At 63.8% G+C, this 12,403-nt stretch carries 9 protein-coding genes; 5 read left to right on the top strand and 4 right to left on the bottom strand.

Going from position 1 to position 12,403, the window contains the following annotated elements; translation table 11 throughout:
* The first annotated feature begins 37 nt into the window (after nucleotides 1-37).
* The 4 genes from EN824_RS31970 to EN824_RS31955 all read left to right on the top strand — a co-directional run bounded on the left by EN824_RS31970 (nucleotide 38) and on the right by EN824_RS31955 (nucleotide 3,456).
* Nucleotides 38-262 (top strand): aa3-type cytochrome c oxidase subunit IV, encoded by a 225-nt coding sequence (locus EN824_RS31970; protein WP_127277793.1) that lies wholly within the window; start codon nucleotides 38-40, stop codon nucleotides 260-262.
* An 87-nt stretch (nucleotides 263-349) separates the two neighbouring features.
* On the top strand, nucleotides 350-1,627 hold the full coding sequence (locus EN824_RS31965; RefSeq protein ID WP_127872940.1) for a Re/Si-specific NAD(P)(+) transhydrogenase subunit alpha: 1,278 nt from the start codon (nucleotides 350-352) through the stop codon (nucleotides 1,625-1,627).
* A complete protein-coding gene (locus EN824_RS31960; protein ID WP_189343545.1) occupies nucleotides 1,624-2,052 on the top strand; it encodes an NAD(P) transhydrogenase subunit alpha in 429 nt (142 codons plus the stop codon). Before EN824_RS31965 ends, EN824_RS31960 begins: the two co-directional genes overlap by 4 nt.
* Before the next feature lie 6 nt (nucleotides 2,053-2,058).
* A complete protein-coding gene (locus EN824_RS31955; RefSeq protein WP_135862421.1) occupies nucleotides 2,059-3,456 on the top strand; it encodes an NAD(P)(+) transhydrogenase (Re/Si-specific) subunit beta in 1,398 nt (465 codons plus the stop codon).
* A gap of 79 nt (nucleotides 3,457-3,535) precedes the next feature.
* Here the strand turns inward: EN824_RS31955 and EN824_RS31950 are convergent, their stop codons facing one another.
* The 4 genes from EN824_RS31950 to EN824_RS31935 form a co-directional block, all read right to left on the bottom strand.
* Nucleotides 3,536-4,453 carry a hypothetical protein gene (locus EN824_RS31950; protein WP_135862419.1) on the bottom strand — a complete coding sequence of 306 codons (918 nt, stop codon included), beginning with the start codon at nucleotides 4,451-4,453 and terminating at the stop codon, nucleotides 3,536-3,538.
* Between the two features lie 349 nt (nucleotides 4,454-4,802).
* Nucleotides 4,803-7,274, bottom strand: a complete 2,472-nt coding sequence (gene gyrB, locus EN824_RS31945; RefSeq protein WP_127872943.1) for a DNA topoisomerase (ATP-hydrolyzing) subunit B — start codon at nucleotides 7,272-7,274, stop codon at nucleotides 4,803-4,805.
* A gap of 145 nt (nucleotides 7,275-7,419) precedes the next feature.
* On the bottom strand, nucleotides 7,420-10,050 hold the full coding sequence (locus EN824_RS31940) for a caspase family protein (RefSeq protein ID WP_189522258.1): 2,631 nt from the start codon (nucleotides 10,048-10,050) through the stop codon (nucleotides 7,420-7,422).
* An 82-nt stretch (nucleotides 10,051-10,132) separates the two neighbouring features.
* Complete coding sequence (locus EN824_RS31935) at nucleotides 10,133-10,702, bottom strand: NADPH-dependent FMN reductase (RefSeq protein WP_135883727.1); 570 nt, start codon at nucleotides 10,700-10,702, stop codon at nucleotides 10,133-10,135.
* Nucleotides 10,703-10,912: 210 nt separating this feature from the next.
* Here EN824_RS31935 and EN824_RS31930 point away from each other — a divergent pair, with 210 nt between their 5' ends.
* Nucleotides 10,913-12,280 (top strand): cytochrome P450, encoded by a 1,368-nt coding sequence (locus EN824_RS31930; RefSeq protein ID WP_127872945.1) that lies wholly within the window; start codon nucleotides 10,913-10,915, stop codon nucleotides 12,278-12,280.
* The last annotated feature ends 123 nt before the right edge of the window (nucleotides 12,281-12,403 follow it).

Here is a 12,403-nt window from a genome sequence, read left to right as displayed (position 1 = left end):
GTATGTGCCTGAAAGATGTCTTCGAAGGGGTATTCCTATGGCTGAGCACACGCCGACCGGTCCTGTAGAACTGGGCGCGAAGATGGACTATGCCGAGCATGACCGTACCTATGCGGGCTTTCTGGCGCTGGCCAAATATGGCTCGCTCTTCTGCGGCGCTCTGCTTCTGGCGATGGCTTTCGGCTTCTTTGCGGGCGGCTTTTTTTCGGCGACCATCCTGTTCGTGCTGATCATGGCCGTCGGCGCCTTCATTCTGCGATAGACCTTCCAAAACCCTCTTGCGGTTGACGTAGCCGGATATCCCGGTCGACACGTCGCGCAGACAGGTTCCAGCCGAAAGGATCATGCGGTGGGACAGACGGTTTTCATCCCTCGTGAGCTCGATGCGAACGAGCCGCGCGTCGCGGCATCGCCCGATACGGTGAAGCGGCTGGCGGGCCTGGGTTTCGACGTCATCGTCGAAGCCGGCGCCGGCACGAGATCGCGTATCCCCGACGAAGAATTCGCCAAGACAGGTGCCGTCATAGGCAAGGCCTCGGATGTCGCCAAGGCCGATGTCGTGCTGAAGGTTCGCCGGCCAACGGATGCCGAGCTGAAGAGTTACAAAGCTGGCGCCGCGGTGATCGCCATCATGGATCCCTACGGCAACGATGCGGCCGTCGCGGCCTTGGCCAGGGCCGGCGTCACCGCCTTCTCGATGGAATTCATGCCACGCATCACCCGCGCCCAATCGATGGACGTCCTGTCCAGCCAGGCCAATCTTGCCGGCTACCAGGCGGTGATCGACGGTGCGTCGGAATATGACCGGGCGCTGCCGATGATGATGACGGCGGCGGGCACCGTGCCTGCAGCGAAAGTGTTCATCATGGGCGTCGGCGTCGCCGGGCTGCAGGCGATCGCCACCGCGCGCCGTCTCGGTGCCGTCGTCACCGCCACCGATGTGCGCCCCGCCGCCAAGGAACAGGTCGCCTCGCTCGGCGCAAAATTCCTGGCGGTCGAGGACGAGGAGTTCAAGGCCGCCGAGACCGCCGGCGGCTACGCCAAGGAAATGTCCAGGGAATACCAGGCCAAGCAGGCGGCACTCACCGCCGAGCACATCGCCAAGCAGGACATCGTCATCACCACGGCGCTGATCCCGGGACGGCCGGCGCCGAAGCTCGTCTCCGCCGCCATGGTCGCCTCGATGAAGCCGGGCTCGGTGCTCGTCGATCTCGCTGTCGAGCGCGGCGGCAATGTCGAGGGTGCCGAGCCAGGCAAGATCGTCACCACCGCCAACAATGTGAAGATCGTCGGCCACCTCAATGTGCCCGGCCGTGTCGCCGCATCCGCCTCGCTGCTCTACGCGAAGAACCTGTTCGCCTTCCTCGAGACGCTGGTCGACAAGACGACCAAGACGCTTGCCATCAACCGCGACGACGACCTGGTCAAGGCGACGATGCTGACCGATGGCGGCAAGGTCGTTCACCCGGCCTTCGCCAAGGCGGACCAGCAGCCCTATGTCGAGCCGGCGGTGATCCCGGCCACGACCTTGGTCGCCGATGCGTCCACGCCTGCGCCGAAAAAGGCGGCAGCGAAGAAACCTGCCGCACCCAAATCGCCCGCGTCTAAGCCGAAAGGGACCGCGTGATGGATCAGACCTTGCAGAAAGCCCTGGATCAACTCGACCAGGCAAGTGCTGCCGTCAGGCTCGCGGTGCAGAACCTGGCCAATGCCCCGGGCGGCACCGAGGCCGCCGGTAATGCCGCGCACGCGCTGTCGGGCGGCGCCATCGATCCCTTCGTCTTCCGCTTCGCCATTTTCGTGCTGGCGATCTTCGTCGGCTACTATGTCGTTTGGTCGGTGACGCCCGCCTTGCACACGCCGCTGATGGCCGTCACCAACGCCATCTCGTCCGTCATCGTCGTCGGTGCGTTGCTCGCCGTCGGTATCGCGGCTTCGGGCGTTGCCGCAGGCTTCGGCTTCGTCGCGCTGATGCTGGTCTCGGTCAACATCTTCGGCGGCTTCCTCGTCACCCAGCGCATGCTGGCCATGTACAAGAAGAAGGACAAGTAGAGCGCCATGAACGCCAACTTCGCGTCCTTCCTCTACCTGGTTTCCGGCGTCCTGTTCATCATGGCGCTGCGCGGCCTGTCGCATCCGACAACCAGCCGCCAGGGCAATCTCTACGGCATGATCGGCATGGGCATCGCCATTGCCACCACGCTGGCGCTGGCAACCCCGTCCGCTGGCCGCTTCGGCCTGATCGTGCTTGGCCTCGCCATTGGCGGCGGCGTGGGCGCCGTCACCGCGCGCCGCATCGCCATGACCTCGATGCCGCAGCTGGTCGCAGCCTTTCACTCGCTGGTCGGCCTTGCCGCCGTCATGGTGGCGGCAGCAGCCATCTACGCACCGGAGAGCTTCGGCATCGGCACCGCTGGCGACATCCATGCCCAGGCCCTGATCGAGATGAGCCTCGGCGTCGCCATCGGCGCCATCACCTTCACCGGCTCGGTCATTGCCTTCCTCAAGCTCGATGGCCGCATGTCCGGCAAGCCGATTATGATCGGCGGCCGTCACTTGATCAACGCCGCACTTGCCATCGCCCTGGTCGTCCTGATCGTGCTCCTGGTCGGTACGGAATCGAAGCTGGTGTTCTGGCTGATCGTCGCCGCCTCGCTGGTGCTCGGCATCCTCCTGATCATCCCGATCGGCGGCGCCGACATGCCGGTCGTTGTCTCGATGCTGAATTCGTATTCGGGCTGGGCAGCGGCGGCTCTCGGCTTTACGCTCGGCAATCTGGCGCTGATCATCACCGGTGCGCTGGTCGGCTCATCGGGCGCGATCCTGTCCTACATCATGTGCAAGGGCATGAACCGAAGCTTCATCTCGGTCATTCTCGGCGGCTTCGGCGGCGAGGCGGCCGCCGCGGCTGACGACGGCATCGAGCGCACCGTCAAGCAGGGTTCGGCCGACGACGCCGCCTACCTGATGATGAACGCGCAGAAGGTCATCATCGTGCCGGGTTACGGCATGGCGGTTGCGCAGGCGCAGCACGCGCTGCGCGAAATGGCCGACAAGCTCAAGGCCAACGGCGTCGATGTCAAATACGCCATTCACCCGGTCGCAGGCCGCATGCCTGGCCACATGAACGTGCTGCTGGCGGAGGCCAACGTGCCTTACGACGAAGTGTTCGAGCTCGAGGACATCAACTCCGAATTCGCGCAGGCCGACGTCGCCTATGTCATCGGCGCCAACGACGTCACCAACCCGTCCGCGCGTGATGACAAGAGCAGCCCGATCTACGGCATGCCGATCCTCGACGTCGACAAGGCCCGCACCTGCCTGTTCGTCAAGCGCTCGCTCGGTTCTGGCTATGCCGGCATCGACAACACGCTGTTCTACAAGGACGGCACCATGATGCTGCTCGGCGACGCCAAGAAGATGACCGAAGAGATCGTCAAGGCGATGGATCACTGATCCGGCCGATCTTGACTGTCGAATAAAGAAAGAGCCCGGTCGATGCCGGGCTCTTTGGTGCTGTCCTGATGCTTTGCCTTCATCCGTTGGTCAGGAAAACGGCTTCCTCTTCGTCGCGCTGCCTGCCGCCGAGAGCCGCGGCCGCACTGGCGATGAAGGCGCCGATGACCAGCGACAGGGCACCGAGAAGCGCAAAGGTGGCGCTTGCCTTTCTTGCCGTGTCGGCCGCCTGCTTCGCCTTGACCTTCGCGTCCTGCGCCTTCGCCAGCACCGCGTCGACACGTGTCTTGGCGTCAGCCTCGGAAAGGCCGGTGCGCGCGGCGACCAATTGCGCAAGATAGGTCTTGTCTTCCGCGGAGACCTCGCCCGCGACGGCGCCGGCGATCAGGATACGTGAGGCCTGCCCGGCTGCCGCGGCTTCATCGCCTGGATTGGCGGCCGCGAGCTTGGCCGGATCGGCCGGCCGGAACAGCGAATCCACCAGATAGGAGGTCGCATTGTCGGCCGATGCGCCGCTGGCATTGGCCGAGGCGCCGGCCGACGCACCCATGGCGGCTCCCGAGGCCACGGTGGACGCGGCCTGTACACCTGATCCAATCGCGGCGGAAAGCGCCGAGCCAAGTACGCCTACAACGAGAAGCGTGGCCAACGCCCAGGCGAGAAAGCCGTGGGCGGTGTCCCGGAAATAGACCTCGTCGGTGTGGATGCCGACCCATTTGGTACGCAACCGTCCTGCCAAATAGCCCCCGACAGCGGAGGAAAGCCATTGCACGATGACCAGCCAGACGGCGGTGGACACCGCGAAGGTGGTGATCGATGCGCTGGAGCCCGACCATGGCGAAACCATAGTGAGCCCGAGGCCCGAGCCGAGCAGCATGAGGATGAATGTCAGCGTCGAGGCCGCGAAGGCGCCGGCAATGATCGGTCCCCAGCTGACCGCGGTGGAGGACGATTCCGTCGAAGCGGATACGTTGACAGCCGATAGGGCGGACTGCATTTCAGGCCCCCTACCGTACGAACAGCATGATGAGGATGATGATCGGAATCGGAATGCCGAGCAACCAGAGCAAGATGCCGCGTCCCATGGATGTCTCCTTGTGAGAAATTGTGATCGATACTGTCACAATGTCTCTCGGGAGCTTCCGTTCCGATGGGCTATGAAATGATTTTGTTTGCCGGCGATGGAACAAACTGGCGCGGCGTAGAACGGTTCATTGTCTCACGAAAACGCGGAACCGCTCTATTCGTTGTCTTGACGAAGTCCCCCAGGGGAAAGCGCTATCGCTTTTCCCCGGAAAACCGTTCCGCACTTTCTGGAATTGCCTGGCGCGCCGATGGGCGGTCGGTCAAATATCCAGGTTGGCGACCGACAGGGCGTTGTCCTGGATGAATTCGCGCCGTGGTTCCACCTCGTCGCCCATCAGCCGCGAGAACAGGCTGTCGGCGTCGGTCGCGTCGTTGACCTTGACCTGCAGCAGCGAGCGCACATTCGGGTCGAGCGTGGTCTCCCACAACTGCTCGGCATTCATCTCGCCGAGCCCCTTGTAGCGTTGCATGGTCAGTCCTTTGCGGCCGGTCGCGAAGACCGCGTTGAGCAGCGCCAGCGGCCCCGAGACAGTTTCGGACACATCCTTGCGGCGCAGCACCGGCGGCATCTCGTAGATCTCGCTGAGGCGCTGCGCGTAGCGGTCGAGCTGGCGTGCATCGGCGGAATTGATCAGCGCCATGTCGAGATGGGCGTATTCCTTCACGCTGCGCACGGTGCGTTCGAAGACATAGCCGCCGATACCCTCGTTCGACGTCGACATGCGGCCGGTCCAGCCGCGCTCGGTGTCCTCGGCAATGATGTCGAGGCGTTGCGCGATCCGCTCCGCCATCGCGTTGGCACGGCCAAGATCGGCGAAGACATCGGGATTGAGCCCGCCGGCGATCGCCGCCTGCTCGACGACGTTGCGGTTGTAGCGCGTGTGCAAGCCGTTGATGAGCTGGCGCACGGCCAGCGCGTCGGCAACGGCGCCGTGCAGATCCTGTCCGGTCCGCACTTCCCCCGAGCCAAGTGTAAGCGAAGCCTCCTCCAACCCTGAATCGATCAGGAATTCCTCGAAGGCGCTCTCATTCTTGATGTATTGCGAGCTCTTGCCGCGCGTCACTTTGTAGAGCGGCGGCTGGGCGATGTAGAGATGGCCGCGCTCGATCAGCTCCGGCATCTGCCGGAAGAAGAAGGTGAGCAGCAGGGTCCTGATATGGGCGCCGTCGACGTCGGCGTCGGTCATCAGGATGATCTTGTGGTAACGCAGCTTGTCGGCGTTGAATTCGTCCTTGCCGATCGAGGTGCCGAGCGCGGTGATCAGTGTGCCGATCATGTCGGACGAGAGCATGCGGTCGAAGCGGGCCCGCTCGACATTGAGGATCTTGCCGCGCAAGGGAAGGATCGCCTGGTTCTGCCGCGAACGGCCGCCCTTGGCGGAGCCGCCTGCCGAGTCACCCTCGACGATGAAGATTTCGGACTTCGCCGGGTCGCGTTCCTGGCAATCGGCCAGCTTGCCGGGCAGCGAGGTGACCCCAAGCGAGGTCTTGCGGGTGATGTCGCGCGCCTTGCGCGCGGCTTCGCGCGCCGCCGCGGCCTGGATCACCTTGTCGACGACCACCTTGCCCTCGGTCGGATGCTCTTCGAGCCACGTGCCGAGTGCTTCGTTGACCAGCCCTTCGACCACGGGACGGACTTCCGACGAGACCAGCTTGTCCTTGGTCTGCGACGAGAATTTCGGATCGGGAACCTTGACCGACAGCACCGCCGTCAGGCCTTCGCGGCAATCGTCGCCGATCAGCGACACCTTTTCCTTCTTGGTCAGGCCCGAGGATTCGCCATAGCCGGTGATCTGGCGGGTCAGCGCACCGCGAAAACCGGCCAGATGCGTGCCGCCGTCGCGCTGCGGAATGTTGTTGGTGAAGGCCAGCACATTCTCGTGGTAGCTGTCGTTCCACCACATCGCCACTTCGACGGTGATGCCGTCGCGCTCGGCCCTGATGGCGATCGGCTTCTCGATCAGCGGTTTCTTGACGCGGTCGAGATATTTGACGAACTCTTCGAGGCCCCCGTCATAGTGCAGTTCATGCTTCACGACGTCCGCATGACGGGCGTCTGTCAGCACGATGCGCACACCGGAGTTCAGGAAGGCGAGTTCGCGCAGCCGGTGCTCCAGCGTGCCGAAGTCGAACTCGACCATGGTGAAGGTCTCGGCGGACGGAAAGAAGGTGATCTCGCTGCCGCTGCGGCCCTCATTGGTGCCCGGGCGCTTGTCCTGCTCGTAGCTGCCGGTCGCCTTCAGCGGCGCGTCGGCATCGCCATGGGTGAAACTCATTTCGAAGATCTGGCCGTTGCGGCGGATCTTGAGCTTCAGCCAGGCCGACAGCGCGTTGACGACCGAGACGCCGACGCCATGCAGGCCGCCAGAAACCTTGTAGGAGTTCTGGTCGAACTTTCCGCCGGCATGCAGCTGCGTCATGATCACTTCGGCCGCCGAAATGCCCTCGCTGGGGTGAATGTCGGTCGGAATGCCACGGCCATTGTCGATAACCGTCACCGAGCCATCGGGATTAAGCGTCACCGAAACCAGGTCGGCATGGCCGGCCAGCGCCTCGTCGATGGCGTTGTCGACCACCTCGTAGACCATGTGATGCAGGCCCGAGCCGTCATCGGTGTCGCCGATATACATGCCCGGCCGCTTGCGGACAGCATCCAACCCCTTCAAAACCTTGATGGAATCGGCGCCGTATTCGGCTTCAGCGCCGTTGGTGTTCTCGGTCTGGTCGCTCATGAAAACCTGTTGTCTAGATGCCGCTTGTACAGCGCGAAAAATCGGCCCCGAATCGCGCTTCTGATATCGACTAGATATAGGCGCTAAAGGCGGTTTTTCCAAGGTTTGCAGGCATTTCCGGCTCAAATGCCGAGCCGCCAGCCGGCTATTTTTTTCGAGCGTTGAATTTAGCGAGAAGGCCGTGCAAATATTTGATCGTGGATTTGTCCCTTGGCGCCAGCCGGCCCGTGCGGTCTAGCTCCAGCGTCAGGTTCAGCGCCTTGGTCAGCACCGCCTTCGGATCCTTGGCCACATACGCATAGTTGATGTAGGCCTGAACCAGATCAAATTGCCAAAGCGCATTGGTCGGATCGGATTGAGCCAGTTTCTGGCGGATGCCGAGGCTGGCTTCGAAGGCCTTCCTGGAACCCTCGAAATGCCGCTGCTTGGTCTCCAGCATGCCGATTTCCGAGAATGTGATCGACAGGTCGCGTTGCCAGTCGGAATTGCCCGGGTCGAGCTTGGCCAGCCGGTCGGCAATGGCAAGACTGTCCTGGTAGTTTCGCAGTGCGTCGCTGACATTGCCCTGGGCATCAAGCACACCGGCAACCTTTTCCAGACAGACCGAAAGGTCGCGCTGCCAGTCGGTATTGCCAGGGTCGCTCGCGGCAAGTTCACGCGCTACGGCCAGCGCTTGTTGATAGGAAGCCAGCGCTGCCGGCCAGCTCTCCTGGTCGTTGAGCGCGTTGCCGATCTTGGCGTAGCTGATCGACAGGTCGCGCTTCAAGTCGGTATCGTTAGGGTCGCGGCGCACCAGGTCTTCGGCGATCGCCTGGCTCTTGTTGTAGGCCACGAGCGCATCGGCGGCGGCGCCACGCTCGCGCAGCACGTCACCGATCCTCTCGTGGCTTACGGAGACCGCGCGCTGGCGCTCAAGGTCGTCGGGTTTGTTCTCGGCCAGCGCCAGCCGGATTCTCAGGCTCTCCTCGAAGGCCGTCTGGGCGCCGCCCAACTGGCCGGCGGTACGGGCAAGATCGCCGATTTCGTCATAGGTTATGGTCAGGTCGCGCAGCAGATAGGCGCTGTTCGGCTCGGCGTCGGCCAATTTCTGCTTGATCGACAGGCTTTGTTGATAGGCCTGGGCGGCCGCGGCCACATCGCCTTGTGTCGCCAGGACGTTGCCGATCTTGTCATTGGCCATGGCAAGATCACCGAGCCAGTCTTTCTTGTCCGGCACGCTTGCGGTCAACTCCTGCAGCATGCCCCTGGCCGCCTCATAGTTTTCGAGCGAGCTCGGCAGGTTGCCTTGCGCCACCTCAGTGTTGGCGAGCTTGATATGGCTGATGGCGAGATCGCGCTTGACGCTGGGATCGGTTTCCTGACGCGACCGCTGCTCGAGATTGGCCAACAGCGCGGCGAAGGCCCGGCCGGCCGCGTCGACATTGCCCACCGTCGTGTAAAGAATACCGAGTTCCTCCAGCGTGCGGCTCTGACGGTCGGCCTGTTCCAGGCTGAGCGAGGTCTGCCCGGCCTCGCCATACAGCGACAGCACGGTTTCATAGCCCTTGATGGCCGCCGCATAGTTGAGGTCGGCGCGCGCCGCGCCCGCCGACAGGAACAGCGTCGCCGCCTGCGACAGCGTCCGGTCGGCGAAATTCGCCTTCAGCGCCTTGCGCGACACCTCGTCGATATCGACCGCCTCGGCCAGCTTCGCCTGTGCCGCGCCGAAGGCGCCCAGGGCCAACTGCTCCTCGGCCTGGCGGCGCAGTTCCGTCACACGCGGATCGTCGGCGGCCAGCGTCTTCATCTCGGCGCGTACCTTGACGAAGGCGTCGGCCGCCTCGCGCAGCCTTGCATTCAGGCTCTCGGCCGACAAATGGCTGGTGTCGGCGCTGATCAACGCCCCATAGAGCGGCGCCAGCGGTATGTCGGCGTCGCTGGCGATCCGCTCGACCTCGCCGCGCATGTCCGGCGTCACGTCGGCCATGGCCAGCAGCAGCCGTTCGCGCTCCGGCAACTGCTCCTTGGCCGCGGCGGCGAAGAACAGTTTCGGCAGGCCGCTCTCGACATAGGGCAGTTGCCTGCCGCGCGACAGGTCGTAGACCTCCTGTTGCACCAGCGTCAGCACCGATCGGATTTCGAGCCCGTCCGTGCCGAGATATTTGGCCAGCGCCGTGGTGAAGGGTGAGTTCTGGCCGGTGCCATCGGCGGCCGTCTCGCCGGGTGCGGCCGAAAAAGCGAACAGGATGTTTTCCGCCCGCCCGACGCGGCCAAGACCCGGCGTGACCTTGTCGGCGACATCCTTGGCCAGCGAGGTCGCGCCGCGCCCGTCGCCGCCGCTCCCCGAGAACGGATCGCTGCGGCAGGCGTCGAGCACGATCAGCCCGACTTTCGCGGTGGCCGCGACCGCGTCGCGCACCTCTTCCAGCGGCAGGCTGGTCTTGTCCAGCGCATCGAGCGAGGACGGATCGGCATCGACCGGCAGCAGCCGGTTGTCGCCCGATATTTCGACGCCATGGCCTGAGAAATACACCAGCGCAACGTCTGCGCCCTTGGCGTCTTGGCGGAAATCGTCGAGCGCGCGGCGCATGCGCCTGAGATCGCGGTTGGTTTTGAGCACCACGTCGAAACCAAGTTTCTTCAGCGCCGCTTCCATCGCTTCGCCGTCATGGATGGGGTTGGCCAGCGGCCGGACCAGCCGGTAGTCGTCATCGGCCATGACCAATGCCACGCGCCGCTCCGCCACCGCGATAGCGGTGGTCGCAAGCACCAGCAGCAAGGCAAACAGCAACCGCAAGTCGAACCGCCCCCCGGCTCAGTCATTTGGCGACCATTCCATCTCTTTATGGCACGAGCAAGCCGGGTTGAGAGCGGCTCTTTCAGGCTGCGCGCATTGGTTTCAACGCCTCGCTCCAGCGCGACAGTTCGTCCAGCATGGTCTTGCTCCCGCCCCGCACCTGCTCGCTGGCATCGAAGGCGCCGTTCTCGTCGAGCAGTTTCTGGTACAGCGGCAGCGCGACGCCTTCCGGGATCGGCATGATCCCGACAGCGGTCAGCAGCGGCTTCAGCGCCTGCGCCGCGCGCAGGCCGCCGGAGACACCGCCATAGCTGAAGATGGCGGCGGGCTTGTATTTCCATTCGCGGGCGAGATAGTCGATCGCGTTGACGATCGCGGGTGCCGCGAAATAGTTGTATTCCGGCGCCACGAAGACAAAGGCGTCGGCGGCGTCGATCGCCTTCGACCAGGCCTTGGTGTGGTCGTTCTGATAGTTGCCGAGCCTTGGATGATGCGGTTCGTCCAGCACCGGCAGGTTGAAGGCGGCGATGTCGGTCAGCACTGGCTCGAATTTTCCGTGCTCGCGCGCGAACGTCTCCAGCCACTCGGCAAAAACCGGACCGGCGCGGCCGGGCCGCGTGCTGCCGATGATGATGTTCAACTGGTGCTTCAAGGCAGGCTCCTTTGTCGGGCGGTATCCGTTGGTGACCGTCACTACGGCAGAGCGTTCCAGCGGACAAGATGGAACCCTGGCGGAACGGTCACGATCGGATGAACAGACCGTCCGCCCTGGTGTTCCTTCTGCCACGGTCCGGTCTGCCGTTCGGTCACATGGACGCCTGGTGTGCCAGCCACTACATTAATGGGAGCAGCGGAGCACTTCATGGATACTCAGCCCGCCCCCTTCGTTCCTCCCGCCCCGAAGCCGCGCACATCGCCGCCTTCGACGCTGGAGATGATCCGCATCGTCTATCGCAATCCGCTCGAACTCTGGGGCGAGCCGACCTACAACGAACCCTGGATTTCGGCCAAGGGCGCCGGTGGGCCGCTGGTCATCGCCAATGATCCCGGACTGATCCGCCATGTGCTGGTGGACAACGCCAAGAACTACAAGATGGCGACGGTGCGCCAGAAGATCCTGAGGCCAATCCTGCGCGACGGCTTGCTGACCGCCGAGGGCGAGGTGTGGAAGCGGTCGCGCAAGGCAATGGCGCCGGTGTTCACGCCGCGCCACATTTTCGGCTTCGCACAGCCGATGCTGAAACGCACGCTGGAGTTTGTCACCCGTTACGAGGCGGGCGGCACGTCCGATATCGCCCAAGACATGACGCTGCTCACCTACGACATCCTGGCCGAGACGCTGTTTTCCGGTGAGATCGCGGGCGAGCCGGGCAGTTTCGAAAACGAGATCGATCGCCTGTTCGAAACCATGGGCCGCGTCGATCCGCTCGACCTGTTGCGCGCCCCCGACTGGCTGCCGCGGCTGACCCGCATCCGCGGCCGCAAGACGATGGCCTATTTCCGCAAGATCGTGACCGACACGGTCAGGATGCGCGAAGAAAAGTTCAGGCGCGATCCCGATGCCGTGCCCCAGGATTTCCTGACGCTGCTGCTCAAGGCCGAAGGCCCCGACGGACTGACGCGCTCGGAAGTCGAGGACAACATCATCACCTTCATCGGCGCCGGCCACGAGACGACGGCGCGCGCGCTCGGCTGGACGCTGTATTGCCTGGCCGAATCGCCCTGGGAGCGTGACCGGATCGAACGGGAGATCGACCAGGTGCTGGCGCGCGAGCCCGATCCGACGAAGTGGCTCGACGCCATGCCGCTGACCCGCGCCGCCTTCGACGAGGCGCTGCGGCTCTATCCGCCGGCGCCGTCGATCAATCGCGAGCCAATCGAGCCCGAAATGTGGAAGGATCTCTACATCCCCAAGTACGCCGCCGTGCTGGTGATGCCGTGGGTCGTCCACCGCCACAGGAAGCTGTGGGACAGGCCTGACGCCTTCCTGCCCGAACGCTTCCACCCGGGGAACCGTGAAAAGATCGACCGTTTCCAGTATCTGCCCTTCGGCGCGGGTCCGCGCGTCTGCATCGGCGCCAGCTTCGCCATGCAGGAGGCGATCATCGCGCTCGCCGTACTTTTGTCCCGGTTCCGCTTCGACACGACGGCCGACACAAAACCCTGGCCGGTGCAGAAATTGACCACGCAGCCGCAAGGCGGTCTGCCGATGCAGGTCACGCCTCGCTAGAGCGGTTCCTGTTTTGAGAGAATCGTAGGATTCCCAAAGCAGCTGGTTTGTGATTCAAGATGCTGGCTGGATTGGAGGCCAGCATCTGATGACGCGAGCGCTTTCAAACGATCTTCGTGAGCG

Origin of the sequence: Mesorhizobium sp. M8A.F.Ca.ET.181.01.1.1, from assembly GCF_004792025.1 — a bacterium.
Classification (GTDB): Bacteria; Pseudomonadota; Alphaproteobacteria; order Rhizobiales; family Rhizobiaceae; genus Mesorhizobium.
Note: the sequence above shows the minus strand (reverse complement) of the source record. Positions and strands in the feature narration are given on the sequence as shown.